At 39.5% G+C, this 17,585-nt stretch carries 18 protein-coding genes; 15 read left to right on the top strand and 3 right to left on the bottom strand.

Translation table 11 applies throughout. From position 1 onward, the window contains the following. Positions 1-130: 130 nt before the first annotated feature. Positions 131-655 (bottom strand): MogA/MoaB family molybdenum cofactor biosynthesis protein, encoded by a 525-nt coding sequence (locus tag MCBB_RS07435; protein ID WP_071908035.1) that lies wholly within the window; start codon positions 653-655, stop codon positions 131-133. A 598-nt stretch (positions 656-1,253) separates the two neighbouring features. Here MCBB_RS07435 and MCBB_RS07430 point away from each other — a divergent pair. From MCBB_RS07430 to mtnA, 11 genes are all read left to right on the top strand, one after another. Beyond that, on the top strand, positions 1,254-1,760 hold the full coding sequence (locus tag MCBB_RS07430) for a PIN domain-containing protein (protein ID WP_071907166.1): 507 nt from the start codon (positions 1,254-1,256) through the stop codon (positions 1,758-1,760). Between the two features lie 315 nt (positions 1,761-2,075). Continuing rightward, the gene (locus MCBB_RS07425) at positions 2,076-3,209 is read left to right on the top strand and encodes a DUF2117 domain-containing protein (protein ID WP_071907165.1); all 1,134 of its coding nucleotides are present in this window, start codon (positions 2,076-2,078) and stop codon (positions 3,207-3,209) included. 404 nt (positions 3,210-3,613) lie between these two features. Continuing rightward, a complete protein-coding gene (locus MCBB_RS07420; RefSeq protein ID WP_071907164.1) occupies positions 3,614-4,600 on the top strand; it encodes a methanogenesis marker 2 protein in 987 nt (328 codons plus the stop codon). Positions 4,601-4,658: 58 nt separating this feature from the next. Further along, positions 4,659-6,197, top strand: a complete 1,539-nt coding sequence (mmp3, locus tag MCBB_RS07415) for a methyl-coenzyme M reductase-associated protein Mmp3 (protein WP_071907163.1) — start codon at positions 4,659-4,661, stop codon at positions 6,195-6,197. Between the two features lie 67 nt (positions 6,198-6,264). Beyond that, complete coding sequence (locus MCBB_RS07410; protein ID WP_231916437.1) at positions 6,265-6,657, top strand: methanogenesis marker 6 protein; 393 nt, start codon at positions 6,265-6,267, stop codon at positions 6,655-6,657. Beyond that, complete coding sequence (locus tag MCBB_RS07405; protein ID WP_071907161.1) at positions 6,654-7,037, top strand: DUF2111 domain-containing protein; 384 nt, start codon at positions 6,654-6,656, stop codon at positions 7,035-7,037. Before MCBB_RS07410 ends, MCBB_RS07405 begins: the two co-directional genes overlap by 4 nt. Further along, complete coding sequence (locus MCBB_RS07400; protein WP_071907160.1) at positions 7,034-7,480, top strand: methanogenesis marker 5 protein; 447 nt, start codon at positions 7,034-7,036, stop codon at positions 7,478-7,480. The genes MCBB_RS07405 and MCBB_RS07400 overlap by 4 nt, the downstream gene beginning before the upstream one ends. Beyond that, on the top strand, positions 7,473-8,702 hold the full coding sequence (locus MCBB_RS07395) for a methanogenesis marker 15 protein (RefSeq protein ID WP_071907159.1): 1,230 nt from the start codon (positions 7,473-7,475) through the stop codon (positions 8,700-8,702). The genes MCBB_RS07400 and MCBB_RS07395 overlap by 8 nt, the downstream gene beginning before the upstream one ends. A gap of 10 nt (positions 8,703-8,712) precedes the next feature. Continuing rightward, on the top strand, positions 8,713-9,267 hold the full coding sequence (locus tag MCBB_RS07390) for a methanogenesis marker 17 protein (protein WP_071907158.1): 555 nt from the start codon (positions 8,713-8,715) through the stop codon (positions 9,265-9,267). Between the two features lie 299 nt (positions 9,268-9,566). Beyond that, on the top strand, positions 9,567-10,418 hold the full coding sequence (locus tag MCBB_RS07385; protein ID WP_071907157.1) for a radical SAM protein: 852 nt from the start codon (positions 9,567-9,569) through the stop codon (positions 10,416-10,418). Positions 10,419-10,580: 162 nt separating this feature from the next. After that, on the top strand, positions 10,581-11,522 hold the full coding sequence (gene mtnA, locus MCBB_RS07380; RefSeq protein WP_071907156.1) for an S-methyl-5-thioribose-1-phosphate isomerase: 942 nt from the start codon (positions 10,581-10,583) through the stop codon (positions 11,520-11,522). 170 nt (positions 11,523-11,692) lie between these two features. Here mtnA and MCBB_RS07375 read toward each other — a convergent pair whose 3' ends face one another. After that, the gene (locus MCBB_RS07375) at positions 11,693-12,724 is read right to left on the bottom strand and encodes a class I SAM-dependent methyltransferase (protein ID WP_071907155.1); all 1,032 of its coding nucleotides are present in this window, start codon (positions 12,722-12,724) and stop codon (positions 11,693-11,695) included. A 245-nt stretch (positions 12,725-12,969) separates the two neighbouring features. On the opposite strand from MCBB_RS07375, the gene dph5 reads away from it, so the two are divergent. Next, positions 12,970-13,761 (top strand): diphthine synthase, encoded by a 792-nt coding sequence (gene dph5 / locus MCBB_RS07370; protein ID WP_071907154.1) that lies wholly within the window; start codon positions 12,970-12,972, stop codon positions 13,759-13,761. A gap of 119 nt (positions 13,762-13,880) precedes the next feature. Further along, positions 13,881-14,840: a DNA adenine methylase gene (locus MCBB_RS07365; RefSeq protein ID WP_071907153.1), complete on the top strand. Its 960-nt coding sequence runs from the start codon at positions 13,881-13,883 to the stop codon at positions 14,838-14,840. 74 nt (positions 14,841-14,914) lie between these two features. On the opposite strand, the gene MCBB_RS07360 is transcribed toward MCBB_RS07365, so the two are convergent. Then, positions 14,915-15,196, bottom strand: coding sequence for a hypothetical protein (locus MCBB_RS07360; protein WP_231916334.1), 282 nt, complete (start codon positions 15,194-15,196; stop codon positions 14,915-14,917). Between the two features lie 346 nt (positions 15,197-15,542). Between MCBB_RS07360 and MCBB_RS07355 the strand changes: the two genes are divergently transcribed. Together MCBB_RS07355 and MCBB_RS07350 are read left to right on the top strand one after the other, a co-directional pair. Beyond that, a complete protein-coding gene (locus tag MCBB_RS07355; protein ID WP_231916333.1) occupies positions 15,543-16,274 on the top strand; it encodes a TetR/AcrR family transcriptional regulator in 732 nt (243 codons plus the stop codon). Between the two features lie 361 nt (positions 16,275-16,635). Beyond that, a complete protein-coding gene (locus MCBB_RS07350; RefSeq protein ID WP_071907151.1) occupies positions 16,636-17,574 on the top strand; it encodes an ABC transporter ATP-binding protein in 939 nt (312 codons plus the stop codon). Positions 17,575-17,585 lie beyond the last annotated feature (11 nt).

The raw sequence follows: 17,585 nt of genomic DNA, 5'->3' as shown, positions 1-17,585 counted from the left end.
CCTTTGAATAAAATCTTTGTGAATTTTGTCACAAAAAAAATTTTTCAACTCAAACTCAATTAGCAACGATGAAATCCTTCAATTAAAACTTCAATTAACCTAAAAAGAGTCAAATATGAACTAAATAAGTTCATTCCTTCAGATGTTTAACAAGATGTCCAAGTTCAGGTACAACTATCTTTAAACCTGTTTTAACCGCGTTTGGAGATCCTGGCATTGAAACGATCACGGTGTTTTTATAAATACCTGCAGTTGCCCTGCTCATGATTACACCAGTTCCAAGTTCTTTATATGATTCATACCTGAATATTTCTCCGAAACCCCTGAGTTCCTTCTCAAAAAGAGGTTCTAAAGTTTCAATGGTTATGTCCCGGGGACCTATACCAGTTCCGCCTGTTGTTATTATCACTTCAGCGCCATGTTCCATGATCATCTCTTCGATTGACGGTACAAGAAGATCAGCATCGTCTGGTATCACTTTGTAGTGAACAACTTCGTTTTTCTCTTTAATTGAATCTACTATGAGTCTTCCAGAGAGATCAGTATCCTTAGAATTCTGCATATCCTGGTACTTAGAATCACTGAGTGTTAAAACTGCAGCTTTAACAGATTTGGGTGCTTTTTTCTTGTGGATTTCCATACTTTCGCTTTTCATCATTTCACCATGCTTAAACTCTTTTTTCATAAAACCTCTATAAACTATTTGTGAATCAGTAGTAGGTAACAACGATCTATCTAACTAATTTAAATAACTTCATTTTTATAAAAAACCACTAAAAATTCAGTATTTTCTGTTTGATATGTTTAAACTGAGTTTTTAGAGAATAAACTCCTGATACTGAAGCACTGGTAGCAAAGAAATGAATTGATCATATTACCATTTTGAGTGTTGATATGTTTTATATATCCTCCTTTCCCAGATCTCAAATCTTAAAGGTAATACTCAAATGTAAAAACTTCAAAAAAAGGATTTTTAGTATTATAAATGATGGGGAGGGCATTAGGTCCAAATCGGAGGCGGTTAATTTCTTTGCGAAAAAATTAAGAGGAGTCTAATTTTGCCCTCCCTCAACGCTAATTTATAGTTTTCATAACATAAAAACCTTTTGAACCCAAGGCCTTGAGATTTAAACAGAGGACTTAAATCACTCAAAATAAGAATAAAACGAATTAAAACATGTATTTTATATTTTAACTACTTCCTGTTGGGATACAGTTAATATAAATACCTTAAGGAAGATAACAGTAACCATATGAAAAATAAGATATTTGTTCTGGATGCATCAGCCATAATAGGTGGATTTTACTCAAAAAAATCTGCTAATTTCACAACGCCCGATGTTATATCTGAAATTAAGGATTTAAAGTCAAAAATATTGCTCCAATCTGCTATTGAGGAAGGATGCATTGAAATTAAGGATCCAGATCCTGCTGCTCTTAAAAGATTAGAAACAGTTTTAAATGAATCTGGAGATATTTTAAGACTTTCAGAAGTTGATAAAGATATTGTAGCCCTTGCGATCACGCTTAAAAATGAAGGATATGACCCAACACTTGTAACCGATGACTACTCAATGCAAAACATCCTTAAAATCATTAAAATGCCATATAGAAGTGTTTTAACTAAAGGAATAAAAGATGTGATTGGTTGGGTGAAGATATGTAAGGGATGTAAAAAGAAGTATCCTCCTGAGTACGCTATGGAGGAATGTGAAATATGTGGCTCCAGAATCATAAGAAAACGTGTTAAAAAGCCGTAATTCATGATGGTTTTCCTCTTCAAAATCATTTCATAAGTGTGGAAAAACTGGTTTCAACATCCCTCAGGAGTTTACTCAACTCTGAAAAAAAACACAATTTCACTTTTTTTTAAAAAAAATTCATTTGTGAGTGATATCACAGTTATTTCCAAGGACTTGGATCCAAACAGAACTGTTTTTAAATGAATCATTTTGGATACTTAATAATATCAGAATATCCAAAACATTACTTCAAATCATCAGAATATCTAAATCATCACTCCAAATCATTACAATAGATACCTATAAAAACCCACAATCCTAAGTGGTATCTTGATGAAGATCGGAGTAGTAGTTCACGGACCACAGATGTTGGATTCAGGATATGCAGAAAAAATAATGGATATTTTAGGAAGATACGGTGAAGTGAAGGCGAGATTGGGCGGTACAATGGGCAGAACTGCTGTTATTGATGCCCAGCTTGAGACTAAAATAGATATCCGCCAAAAACTTCTTCCAAGTCAGTCCATCCAAAGGTTCCTTGATGAAGGGGTGGACGTTATATTCTTACTTGATTATGGAAAATCAAGTGTAACAGGGCATGCCTTTGGATACAAGGTTTCAAAAAGGGCCAAAAGCCACGATTCCAACTCACATATTCCAGTTATACAGGTAGAGCGGCCTGGAGAGCCTGACGGCAGTGTTGTGCCATGGGATCCTGAGCTTTCAGATCTTGCATTGGAAGTAGCAGGTGTTTTAGGCCTTAAAACTGTAACCCCCGAATCCATAATAATGGAAATGAAGGATAAAACCAGATGCACCCTAAAAACCCATGAGAAAAACACCGAGGTCAGAAGAAGGGTTGCAGGTGTTTCTCCAGATGAGAACATATTTATCAACGGTACGGTTGTTGGGAGGTCAAAATCATCTGAAATCATCTTGGTTGCTGAAAACGGTGTTTTAACCCGTATAATTGGTGGGGAGGTTAAAGAACATGGTGTTGAGAAACTGGGTAAGATCGATCTTGAAGGTGCCATAGTCAAAACAGGACTCCTAAGAAGATCCAGGGTCAAGCCAAGGGTGCTGAAATCTGATAAAACCATACCTAAGTTGATAGTTACCTACCTTGATCATGCTGCAGAGGATGTTTACAGTTTGAAGGATTCTGACCTTGTTGTGACGGTTGGGGATGATACGACACTGGTTGCTGCAGACATACTCTACAGATTCAACGTTCCAATCGTTGGCATCACAGATGGGGATCTGGACAAGGTGGTTGAGCAGGGATTCAAAACCCCCGGATCTATGGTTGTTGAACTTGAAAGTGGTTGGGATGACATCGTAGGTAAAAAAATATTTTCAAAACTTTTCAATTCCCAAAAAACCATTGAAATAAATGATATTGAAGATTTTAAAGGGAAGATAATGGAAATTGTAAAGGATACAACCAGTTCCTACGAGATATTATAATCTTCTGTAATTATGAGTAATTCCTGGCTTGGATGGATTCACTCAACTGGAGATAAGCTTCCAAATACAAATCTTCTAACCCATTATTTTTTTCAATAAATAATTTGAGATGAAATGAGATAAGGTTCTGGAAATTCAAATGATAAAATTATTTAAGATGTACTTGGGATAAATTAATCTAGATAAAAATAATATCCATATTATTTAATCAAATAAAAATCACCAGTTACAGAAAAAAAATATTGATTCCAAACACTGATTCATGGCATCGATAAAAAAATAAGATTCGTAAAAATAAGAGTTGTTATTAAATAAATTCATTATAAAACGTTGATTGAGAAGGATTGCTAAGTTAAATCCTAAAAATCAAATCATCTAGTTCAATACAATCGGGGGCACACAATTTGGATTTAAAATCTCTCGTTGATTCTCTAAGAAATTTTGAAGGTATCACTCGTAAGAATTTGATAAAGGATGTTACAAAACCTCTTAATAAAACCTACAACATAGCTGGAAGGACTTTGCTGGGTTTTGGGGATGATGCATCTGCAATAGACATTGGAAATGACACCCTGCTTTTGATGGCGGCAGACGGTATGTGGGGAAAACTCATGGAAGCAGATCCCTGGTGGACAGGCTACTGCTCAGTGCTTGTCAACGTCAATGACATTGCAGCAATGGGTGGAATACCAATGGGAATGACAAACGTCCTTTCAATGAGCAACAAAAAGATATGCAAGGAAATAATGGACGGGATAAATGATGGTGTTGAGAAGTTCGGAGTGCCAATGGTTGGAGGACACTTCCACCCAGACACGCCATACAATGCCCTTGATGTTTCAATAACAGGTATAGTTGGACGGGATGATCCAATAACAAGCTGCGGAGCAAGTGTGGGTGACAAGGTCATATTTGCAATAGATCTTGACGGTAAACAGCACCCCAAATTTCCACTGAACTGGGACACAACAACCTTCAAAACACCTGAACTCGTACAGGCACAGATTAAAGTAATGAACGAAATTGCTAAAAAGCACCTTGTAACTGCAGGAAAAGATATAAGTAACCCTGGAGCTATTGGAACCCTTGGGATGCTTCTTGAAGCATCAGGTGCTGGTGCAAGGGTTGAAGTTGAAAACATACCTCGGAACGATGCTGTACCATGGGATGAATGGCTCAAACTTTACCCTGGATCCGGTTTTGTACTAACGGCTCGTGAAGAAAATGTTGATGAAACCATTGGAATGCTTGAAGACGTGAACATCACCTCAAAGGTTGCAGGTGAAATCATTCATGATAAAAAACTTTATTTAACCCATGCTGATGAGGAAGAAGTGGTTTTTGATTTCAGTAAGGATAGAATAATGGGGATCAAAGAAAAAAGATCTTAAGAGAGATCTTAAAAATTACTGATGAATTGATAATATAAATGTCTTGTGAGGCGATCGTATGCTTGTAAAGGTCAATGGGGAAGATGTGGAACTTCCCGACGGGTCAACAGTAATGGATGCAATAAACTCTTCAGGTGCACCCTACATTGAGGGCTGTGTGCTCGGAGTCATAAAGGGCAAGGAAGAAATTGAAAGACACGTGAATAAATACAGCATCAAAACGAATAAGGGAAGCATCATAATAGAACTCCTGCCTGAAGCTTCCAAAAACCTTGTGGAAACATGGAAGCAGCACTACAAGGAATTTGAAAACCTCAGAATAAGATGGACAACATCGAACGAAGTTTCGCTTGGCCCTGTAAAAACCGATCTCACACCCAGCAGGGAGGAGTACAAATACAATAGATGGGATGTTATTTTAAGTCTTTCAGGATTCACAGCAGACTCAACCCACATAATATTCAGCAAAACAAAGCATGATGCAGTTTACGGTGCTCCTGCAGAGAATAAAGGAGTTTTTGCAAGGGTTGTTGGTGGTAAAAAGACCATAATGGAACTCACTGATGATGATCATGTAGGGGAAGTTAAACCAGTGCTTGAAAGGGAGAGCACAGTGAAGAGTGCAACCATCACAGACCTCAACACCCCCCTTGCAGATGGAAACGAAGTTTTCACACACGTACTCATAAAAACCACAGATAAATCTCCAGAATCAGTTGAACACCTTTTCGCAGTTCTGGAAAAGGAAAAACTCACTGTTGATTATGAATCAGATTCATTTGTTGGATTCTACGGCTTACAGGGGCTTGAAAGAAATCCTGAATACGTGGATCAGAGAAGAAGGGGAACCGTAACCCTTAGAAACAGGGGTGTGGGTGTTGGACGTATCTACATCTACAGGGAGGACAGGGTTTCAACCCCAAGCCACACAGTTGTTGGAAAGGTTAAAAGTGGAATGCAACTCGTTGACATGGTGCAGTACGGAGATTACATAACGTTAAAAACAGATGTGGATCGTATAATGACTCTTTCAATGACCCAGAGTGATGCAGAAGACTTTTTATCAGCCAATGGGGTGGAACAGGTTCGTGAAGGCCTCACAGATGATGATGCCATAGTTGTGGGACAGGATCCCATGTTCACAATGGATATAGTGGGTCAGAAGAAACTTAAAACCTTTGCAGTTCCAAAGGAGAACATCTTACAAATGGAATTTGATGAAAAAGCTCCAAGATCATCATGGTACTTCAAGAAGATCACGGGACTTCTTGATTCACCAGTGGGATCCCTTAAGGTTCACTTCGCCTTCCCTGGAATGAAGGTGATGATGTTCGAGGGAGACAACAAACAATCCAAGGGACTCATACCAGAAAACGTTCCAGTGGACTGTGTTAAGGCTGGACAGATAGGTTTGACCAACATGTCCAGACGCCACATTGGGATGCTTGGCGTCCGATTTGAGGATAACGATGAATTTGGACCAACAGGAGAACCCTTTGGAGGAACGAATATTGTGGGGAATATCCTAAGGGGAATGGAAAGTCTTGAAAAAGTTAAGGATGGAGAGATTGTTTATGTCACAACAAAAAAACTCTGAGGTCGATCCTAAATCTGAAGTTCTTACTGAAAATTCAGAGAACCCTGAAAGTTCCAAGGTCACCAGAATGATTATACTGGGGCCATCTGCAAGTATAAGCCAGACAGAGCTTGTTGGAAAGCTTCACATGATGGAACTTCCTCTGACCATAAAATCAACCTGCTACGGAGCCATAGTTAACGGTGAAGAGAAGTACGTTAAAGAGGCAGTTGAAAAGATAAGAAAACTTGATTACTGCAACATATTCACCAAAGACAGGGGATTTCCACCTGGAGACCCAAGAAGATGCAGGGCCAAAAGGGGAGCTGCAAGGGAAGGATACCACCAGCTTGAAAAGGAATTTGAACTGCTTGACTATGTGAGTGAGGCCCTTAAAAATCCAAGAGAGGTCTGTGTGGAAAAACCCAAGAAGGTACCTGTTGAACTCTTTAAAAAAGTTTGTAAGGAGTGTGAAAAATGAAAATAACAGCTTCATCAACGGCATTGGATATAACTGCCATGGCCATGGCAATCCATGAAGTAGCAAATGGACTTCCAGTAACCATGCGAACAAAAAATGAACTGGGTGTTCGTATAGAAGATGGTGATGTTGTTGATGATCACTACACTGGCCCCGTACTTGAAAAAGTCCTGCAAACTGGGAAAAAATCCCAGGAAACACCTAAAACAGGTCCTTACAAGGGCATGCCTGTACTGGTTGTTCCTTTAAAGGAAGAAGGAGAAGTTATCTGTGCGATAGGTGTTGTTGATATAACAAAAGGAATTTACAGTGATATAATGCATATAACCAGAAGACCTGGAGAGATAAAACCAGAAATGTCCAAGGGGGAGTTCTATTGAAGATAGCAGTATTTCCACCCAATTCACTCATATTAGCAGACCTCGTTGAGAGGAAGGGACACGAACCCCTGGTACTGCAGAAGGAAATAAGGAAAAAAGTAACTGACGTTGAAATTGATTCACCACCACTGAACATAACCGAGGAAGAACCTGTAAAGGGTCTTAAATACGCAGCCATAGAGGTGCCCTCTGGCGTCAGGGGTAGAATGGCAATATTCGGTCCATTGATAGATGAAGCAGAGGCAGCCATAATAATGGAAGATGCACCCTTTGGATTTGGATGCATAGGCTGTGCAAGAACCAACGAACTTTCAATGTTCTGCCTCAGAAAAAGGGGAATACCAACCCTGGAACTCAAATATCCAAAAACAAGGGAAGAAACAATAGAAGTTGTTAACAAGATAAACACATTTTTAGACGGTCTGGAGGAAAAAAATGGTTAAGATAGCTCAGATATCCTGTGGAACAGACTACAGCGGTGTTCAAAAGGAAATAGAAAAGGCAGCTGCAACATTCGGATCCGAGATAATCATTCCAGAAGCAGATCTTGACTACATAGATGAGGCCTACGAAAAATTCGGTTTCAACGCTGCAAGTTCAGGAATCAGACTCATGATAGCAAGGGCTATGTCCATTGTAGAGGGAAAAACAGATGCAGATGCAGTTTTCATTGCAACCTGCTTCAGATGTGCAGAGGGAGCCCTTGTCAGAAATGAAATCAGACGTTTCATACAGCAGAACACTAACCTTCCAGTTGTAACCTACTCATTCACAGAGAGAACCAAGGCAGACGAACTCTTCATAAGGATGGAAGCCCTCTCAACCATCGTTGCAAGGAAGAGCCTGCTTGCACGTGAAAAACAGGAAGGACTCACCATAGGTATAGACTCTGGTTCAACCACAACCAAGGTCGTGCTCATGGAGAACAACAAGATCATAGGAACAGGATGGCTCCCAACAGGGGATGTTATTGAAACAGCCAACACTGGAATGGAACAGGCCTTTGAAGGCACAGGATACAAACTCGATGATGTTGACGGAGTTGGAGTAACCGGTTATGGAAGATTGACCATAGGACACCACATGAATGCGGCACTCATCCAGGAGGAGCTAAGTGTCAACGCTAAGGGTGCAGTGTTCCTTGCAGGCCACCAGAGGGGAGAAGCAACTGTACTGGACATAGGTGGTATGGACAACAAGGTCATAACAGTCAACGACGGCATACCTGACAACTTCACAATGGGTGGAATATGTGCAGGAGCATCTGGAAGATTCCTTGAAATGACAGCCAGAAGACTGGGAGTTGACATAACAGAACTTGGACCCCTGGCACTCAAGGGAAACCATAACAGAGCCCAGCTCAACAGTTACTGTATAGTATTCGGTATACAGGACCTTGTAACCTCACTTGCAGCAGGAGCACAAAAAGCGGATGTGGCCTCAGCAGCATGTTTCTCAGTGGCAGAGCAGGTCTACGAACAGCAACTGCAGGAAATAGACGTGCGTGAACCACTCATACAGGTCGGAGGAACCTCACTCATAGGAGGACTCGTGGATGCTGTGAGTACGATACTAGGTGGAATAGATGTTATAGTCCCAGAACACTCCCAGCACATTGGAGCTGTAGGTGCAGCACTTCTGGTATCAGGTTTAACCAAGAAATGAGGCCATAAAAATGAAGGTTGAATGCTACGATGAAAACGGGGCAGAAGTCTACGAGATGATCACCAGACACATACTCCAGGAAGTACAGGTTTCCCGTGCAGTGAAAGATTTAAACATCTACGTTGACCCAAGGGAACCTGTTTTCATAATAGTTGTTAAATTTGAAAAGGCAGCAACACCAATTCGTCTTGAAGACTTTGCAGAGTACGAACTTGACAAAAAGGCCAACGAACTCTTCATACGAATCACCGATGAAACCTACCTCCCGGATCTCCTAAAGAAACTCTGGGATGTTGAGGGAAGAAACAAGGTACACCAGCCAAGCAGGTATGAGGTCATAATAGATGATCCCAAGGCAGATTTCAAGGAAATGATCATCGTTGATCCCCAGGAAGATATGAAGAAGAAGATATACGATGCAATGTTCAGAATAATTCCTGAGGGCTTCAGGGTTATAGAACATAAATATGTCGAGGATATCATTGCAATGACATGTTCAGATAGTTTAATTAAGAAAGAGTGGCTTGATAAGACAGATGAGATGATAGAGAAAATGAAAGGATAGATCTAAATTCATATTCCTTCAGTATCATTTAAATGGGCTTAATATAAAATCGTAACGGATTTGTGAAGTAAATTTATTCATATTTATTCATCCTGTTCCGAAGAAGTCCATAAATCATGAATGAAACTTTTATTGAACAAAATATAAATAAATTGAAGGATAACTTAAATAATTACCACAATAAATGATCCTTTAAATCCAAATAAATGATCTTTAAATAAATCTTTTAAAGAAGTGATGAATCGTAAATTTAAATTGGACCAATCTTTCAATTCAATTCCCAATGGAGGAACTAAAAAATGAACGAATCAAAGTTTGCCCATATAACCCGGGTGCATCCATGTTTCAATGAAAAGATGCATGACAAAGTAGGAAGAATACACGTCCCAATAGCTCCGAAGTGTAACATTCAATGTGGATTTTGTACAAGGGAAATAAATAAATGTGAACAACGCCCTGGAGTTGCATCAAGGGTTATGACTGTTGACGAGGCAGTGAAACACGTTAGAAAGGTCACCTCAGAAATGCCAATAGCAGTTGTTGGTGTTGCAGGGCCTGGAGATGCCCTCTTCAACGAGGCAACCTTTGAATTCTTCAAACGCATGGACGAGGAATTCCCAGAACTCATAAAATGCATGAGCACCAACGGTCTTCTCCTCCCAGATAAAGCAGATGAAATTGCAGATCTCCACATAAACTCAGTGACAGTAACAGTCAATGCAATAGACCCAGAAATTGGTAGTAAAATCTACTCCAACGTGTTCTACAATGGAAAACTCTATGAGGGCAAAGAAGCCTTTGAAATACTCTCCAAAAACCAGCTTGAAGGAATAAAAAAGCTAGCTGAAAAGGGAGTGGTTGTGAAGGTCAACGCGGTTCTGATACCCGGTGTTAACGATAAACACATCATAGACATAGCCCTCAAGGTCAAGGAACAGGGAGCATCACTAATGAACGTGATACCACTCATCCCACTCCATAAGTTCAAGGACACACCAAGACCCGGCTGTGCAGAGCTCAGCGAAGTCCGAGATGCTGTTGAGGAAATACTGCCAGTATTCAGAGCATGCACACAGTGCAGGGCAGATGCATACGGTGTCCCCGGAAAAGAGGACAAACACCTGGACATGACGCCTGCAAGCCATTACTGATGAGTAACCTGATTGATAATGAAAACTTAACATGATTAATAGTGAAAATTAGTATATGGGAAAAATATTTATTTAAAACCTCATAAACATTTTTTTTATATCCTTATCTTTTTATTAACCTTATTTTAAAAATTAAATTCAAATGTTATCAAAGTGATGAAAATGAAGACCATGTACTGGAAGGATGGAAAATTAACGCTTTTAGATCAGACAAAACTGCCCCACGAGGTCACCTACGTGGAATGTGAAACCTACAACGAGGTTATAGATGCAATAAAAACCATGAAGGTCAGAGGAGCACCAGCAATAGGTGTTTCAGCAGCATTTGCAATGGCACTTGCAGAAAATGCAGGTGAAAACCTGGAAAAAGCAGCAAGGGATGTTAAAGCTGCAAGGCCCACGGCAGTGAACCTCTTCTGGGCAGTTGACAGGGTGATGGCTGCAGTGAAAGCTGGAGTTTCAGCCATGGACGAAGCCCAGAAGATGTATCAGGAAGACATGGAGACAAACAGGGCCATTGGAAGGTACGGATCTGAGGTGATAGATGATGGTGACACCATCCTCACCCACTGCAATGCAGGTGCACTGGCATGTGTTGACTACGGCACAGCACTGGGAGTTGTTAGGGGAGCAAGGGATGCAGGCAAGAACATCAAGGTGATATGTGATGAAACACGTCCAGTACTCCAGGGAGCAAGGCTCAGTGTCTTTGAAATGCAGCAGGAAAAGATACCTGTAAGATTGATAGTGGATGGTGCAGCAGGCCACATGATGCAGACAGGAAAGGTTGACAAGGTTGTTATAGGTGCAGACAGGGTTGCAAAGGGAGGTGTTGCCAACAAGATAGGATCGCTCATGGTTGCACTTGCAGCCAAAAGATTCAACGTACCATTCTATGTAGCAGCACCCAAAAGCACCTTTGACTATGAAAACAGTATCTATGACATTGAGATAGAGGAGAGGGATCCTTCAGAGGTTCTGTACGTTGGAAAGTGCAGTCTTGCACCTGAAGGAACGGAAGTTGAGAATCCTGCATTTGATGTTGTCCCTTCAGACCTCATAACAGGAATCATAACTGAAGACGGGATTGTGGGGCCCTTATAAAACTTTTATAATCCAACCACTTTTTAATCCTTTTTCATCCAATAGAAATTTTATAAAATTAAAATTTGAATATCTCATTTTTTTTAAAATTAAAGATTAGAATATGATTTATAATGATATAAAAGGATGTGAGGTTTTCAAAGTTTTAGTTACCTCAATTAAACCCACTCTTAAAATATCCTTGCATCAATTCCCATGTGCCAGACACCAGGACTCTTGGATTTAACCTTCCTCTTACCCAGAATCTCAACCTTACGTGGATATGCTGTTTCCACTATCCTCTCAATTGGGGTGTCATAGTCTGAGGCGAACTCGTAGTAATGAAGTGTTCCACCAGGTTTAAGGGCCTTAACAGCCTGAGGAAGGAACTGCCATGCTGTCCCGGGAAGGTTCATTATGATCCGGTCTGCCTCAACCTTCAGGTAACTCAGTACCTTCTCAACGTCCCCAAGGAATGGTTTAACCTCTCCTTTGAGCTTGTTGATTTCAACGTTCCTCATCATGTAGTAGTAGGCATCTTCGTTGATGTCAATGGCGTATACGGTTACATTGTGCCGTTTTGCAATGGCAATGGAGAATGGAGCAACCCCTGCAAACATGTCCAGTATGGTTTCACCATCCACAACCTGGTCACCAATTCTTCTGCGTTCTGTGGCGAGTCTGGGACTGAAATAAACCTTGCGCATGTCCAGCATGAACCTGCACCCGAATTCCCTGTGCACGGTCTCTGAGGAATCATCCCCTGCAAGATGTTCCAGCTCTCTGGTCCTGATGATGCCCTTTATCTCACTCTTTTTACGGAAAACTGCCTTTCTGCCTGTGAATTTAAGTGCAGCCTCACCTATCAAGTATCTTTCATCCTCAAGATCCTCGGGTACCTCCAGTATCACAACATCCCCAATGATGTCGAAGGATTTTTTGATTTCATCCATCTTTTCAGGGTCAATTTTTCCCTTGAGGTAATCTGTGAAACTCTTAGGCTCCCTCCTCTGGGATTCAAACTCAGTTTCAACAAGTTCTAAATTGCAGCATACTCCTTCTCCAATTAAATCCATTAATTGTTCTGTTGGGATTTTCACAAGGGGTATGAAAACGAATTCTCCAGAACGCTTTATTTTCCAGTCAAGATCTATGGTAGACTCTTTAAGGAGCATTCTGCGGATTTTATCTGCATTTTGTTTGGGAACTTTCAGGCCGATCATGGAATTTTCCTCAATTGAACAGTTTTTAGTTGAAAAGATTAAGATTTGATACTTCGGTCAAATTTGATTATTTCAATCAATCCATTTAAAACACTTCTTCTCTTAATCATTATCATGATTTTAAAACTTATAAAAAATCTAAATATTTAATATTGGATTATTGATATAAAGTTTAGATATAATTAGATTGATTGTGTGCCATTATAAAATTTATCGATTTTAAAAAAGGATGAAAAGGTGATTTGATGCTTTACTTTATTGGACTGGGACTTTACGATGCAGGAGATATCTCCATGAAGGGTGCCGAAGCCCTTAAAAATGTTGATACAATTTACGCTGAGTTTTACACTGCAAGACTCTTTGGAACCAACATATCTACCCTTGAAGAGATGCTGGGAGTTGAAATAACCATTTTAACAAGGGAACAGGTTGAAGAGGAGAACATACCATTGAAAGAAGCTGAAAAAAAGGATGTTGCATTTGTAAGTGCAGGTGACCCTCTGATAGCAACAACACATTCAGATCTCATGATCGAAGCCAGAAAAAAGGGAATAAAAACCCGTGTAATTCATTCATCTTCCATACTCTCTGCAGCACCGGGAATTGCAGGTTTACAAGCCTACAAATTTGGGAAAGTAACAACCATTCCATTTCCAGAGGAAAACTACTTTCCACACTCACCATACCTGGCGGTGAAGGAAAATATGGACTCTAAACTTCACACACTCGTGCTCCTTGATATCAGAGCGCATGAAGACAGGTACATGACTGCAAACCAGGGATTGGAGTACCTCATGAGGGTTGAATCTGAACGAGGGGAAAATTTAATCTCAGGGGATACTCTGGCCGTGGTGATTGCCAGGGCAGGTGCAGACAAACCAGTTGTGCGTGCAGATAAGATTGAAAAACTTTTAAATGAAGATTTTGGTGGTCCACTTCACTGTTTGATGATACCAGGTGACCTACACTTCATGGAGGCCGAGGCCCTGGTTGTACTTGGCGGTGCACCCCCGGAAATTCTTGAAGAGGATTTATAAGAATCTCTGATAAAAAATAGATTTATAAAATGTTTGGATGAAAATATTTTTTCAGATACCCCCTCTAAAATCCTGTATCAGAATTGATTTTGGGGCACTGATTAACCCGGAGTTTTTAAATGGATGTAAAATCAATGAAACCTTCAAATGTGGAAGTGTTGTATGTAAAACCATTCTTAAAATGGGTTGGTGGGAAAAAACAGCTCCTCCATGAGTTTGATAAAAGGATGCCCCTACACATAAAGGGTGAAAGGGTTATCAAACGTTATGTTGAACCTTTTGTTGGTGGGGGGGCCATGTTCTTCTTTTTGAAGCGTAATTACCGTGTTGAGGAATCCTTTCTCTTCGATGTAAACCCTGAACTCATACTATCTTATCAGGTTGTGAAAAGAGATTGCAGTGCTTTAATTAATGTATTGCTGGAAATGGAAGAAGAGCACCTTAGTAAGGATGAGAAGGGTCGTAAAGAAAATTATTATAGGATAAGAGATGCATATAACCTTCAGATGCAGGGATTTGACTATGAACACTACAGTAAAGAATGGGTTGAGCGTGCGGCCTACATTATTTTTCTCAATAGGACCTGTTTCAACGGACTTTTTCGTCAAAACAAAAAAGGAGAATTTAACGTTCCATTTGGTCGTTACAAAAATCCCCGTGTATGTAACGAGGAAAATCTCATTGGTGTAAGTAAAGCATTGGATGACACTGAGATTTTCTGTTCTGATTTCACAAGATCAGGGAGTTACATAGAAGAAGGCAGTTTTGTTTACTTCGATCCACCATACCGACCACTCAACAGCACTTCAAACTTCACAGCCTATTCAAAAAACGGGTTTGATGATGTTGATCAGATAAAGTTAGCTGATTTCTTCGAAAGAATGGATGATAAGGGTGCTTATTTGATGATGAGTAACTCAGATCCAAAAAACGAAAATCCCAACGACAAATTCTTTGATAGATTATACAGAAGTTATAAAATTGATTCTGTACCTGCAAAGCGTAATATAAACTGTGATGGATCTAAACGGGGTAAGCTAAATGAATTAATCATTACGAACTACTCTTTAACTTCATGATTTAGAATTTTTGAAAAATGATTTGAAAATGAGTTATTCCTAGAAAGATAGTTAGCCCTATTGTTTATAATTATTTAACCCACGTAACCTCCCACTTCATGTGTGCCACGACTTCCATATTTCTCTGTGAATTCACACTTTTCAACGTTTTGAAGGGGAATGATGACCATTTTACTTCCCATTTCATGTTCACCATAACTTATTTCAATAAAACCCCTTGTATCATCTATTTCTATGGATTCAACTCCAAATTCTCCCCGCTTGAAGTTGTGAACAACCCCATTCATCATGTTGATCTCGATCTTGTCTATCACATTCCCACCCCACACATCAATGGTGTATATTATGTAACTCATTATTCATACACTCTTTGACATGCATCTTTGAATATACTAATATTTAGTACTCCCTCTTGAAATTCTATTAAATCATGATCCAAGAGGAGTTTCCTCTTTAATCTTCGCATCTTATAGAATCTCAATCTTGATTTTTAGTAGATTTATTTATTAAATAAGGGATTATATTATATTGATTTAGGATCATGAAGAGTTCTAACCATACAACTCGCATTTTATCACTTCACCTGAGACGAATTTATGGATTGTGGAGTATGAATTGCAGAGTTAAATAAAAATCTGAACTTTTTCAAATAATAACAATTGTAGATAACTTCAATGGGATACGATGTCGAAGATAAAACGGATGGACAGAAAGAAAGAAAAGCGGAGAAATGAAATATTGAAGGCCGCAGAGAAATTGTTTTTCTCCAAAGGTTATGATGGGGTTTCACTGGACAGCATAGCTCGGGAAGTGGATCTGGGTAGATCAACTCTTTACCTTTACTTCGAAAACAAGGAAGATATCTTCTTTGCCATCGTGTTTCGTGGATCAGTGATATTTAATATTCTAGTAAAATCTGGTGTTGATAAGGGGGAAAAAGCTACTGAAAAACTTATGGGTTTTAAAGATGCCTATCAAAGGTTTTCAGAGGATTATCCACACTACTTCCAGGCAATCAACCACTTCCTCTCAGGAAGATTCGACTTTCATGACCGAAGCGTGGCTGAACAGGAAGAAAATTTCAGGAATTCCATGAAAGAATATTATGATGAATTTAAAATGGATTTAGAAGATGGAAAATTAGTTTCAGATATTCCAGTACCATGGCTTTCTTCTGTAGAATACATGAATGAGATCCTTGATCTGCGTGGTGAAATATTAAACCTCCTTAGAGATTCTATAAAATTGGCCATAAATGAGGGAACAATCCGATCAGACGTGGATCCCACTGAACTCATCGCACTTTTGATGATCATAATGAATGGTTTGGACAATATGCCTCCAGATATCAAAAATATGCTTGAAATCAACGGTGTAAGCACTGAACAATTTTCAGAGGATATCTGGAACTATGTGATGCGAATGATTTTGTGATGTAATCATTTGTTTAATCTCTCCTTTAATCTTAAAAGTGCATTTTTTAGACTTTCAATACATTATTTACATTAATTTTGAGAATTTGCTTTTTCAATGGATATCTTTATATAGTAAATGACACCATGTCATTAAATGACACTATGTCAGTCATTGTACACTAAATCCACATTGGGAATCTAAGAAAATGAGGGGATTTGAATCAAAATCATGGAGGTTCTAAAGGAATCTAAAAGAATTTAAGGGATTACTTGATTTAAATGAATAGAAAACAAAATAGAAGAGTATAAAGATTGGAATTTATAAGATTAAAAAGTTAAGCAATAGTCATAATTAATATCATAAGAAGGATGGTAAAGACATGGAATACAGTATGGAAGTCAAAAATCTCCGTAAAAACTATGGAGATTTTGTGGCAGTAAAGGATCTGAACCTGAAGATCCGTAAAGGAGAGGTTTTTGGATTTCTAGGCCCCAATGGGGCAGGCAAAACAACGTCCATCAGAATGATGGTTGGACTTTTAAAGCCCACAAGCGGTGAAATTCTCATAAACGGAGCGAAAATAGATGATGTTGAGAGGGGTAAAATTGGAATCTGTCCCCAGGAACTGGTTTTATGGGAAAACTTAACCTGCAGGGAAAGCCTTAAACTCATGGGTGACATGTACGAGGTACCAAAGGATGCTCTGAAACAGCGCATAAACAATCTCCTGAAGGACCTTTTCCTTGAGGAAAAAGCAAACACAACGGTTTCAAATTTATCTGGAGGTATGAAACGCAGGTTAAACCTTGCAATGGCAGTCATCCACGAACCAGAAGTGGTTGTACTTGATGAACCCTCTGAAGGATTAGATCCACAATCCCGAAGGGTACTATGGAATTACATAAAATCACTCCGTGATGATGAGGGTAAAACAGTCATACTCACAACACACCTCATGGATGAAGCAGACAGCCTCTCAGACAGGATAGCAATAATTGACCATGGAGAACTGCTGCGTCTGGACACTCCTGAAAACCTTAAAAAGGAGATAGGGGAAGGAGATGTGGTTGAGATGGTACTTTCAGATCCTGAAAAGAACCGGAAACTCGTGGATGAACTTGAAAAACTTGATGAGATCATTGCAGTTCTTGAAGTTGACGGCCAGGTGAACATAAGGGCAATGAATGCAGTTGCCAAACTCCCAAGAATAATGGAAAGTGTTGAAGGAATTGGAGTGCGCATAGCAGACCTATCCGTCCGTCAGAACACACTGGAAGATGTTTTCATAGAACTCACAGGCACAGGACTGAGGGAGTAACAGGTGATGAA

This window comes from Methanobacterium congolense (genome assembly GCF_900095295.1).
GTDB lineage: Archaea > Methanobacteriota > Methanobacteria > Methanobacteriales > Methanobacteriaceae > Methanobacterium_C > Methanobacterium_C congolense.
Note: the sequence above shows the minus strand (reverse complement) of the source record. Positions and strands in the feature narration are given on the sequence as shown.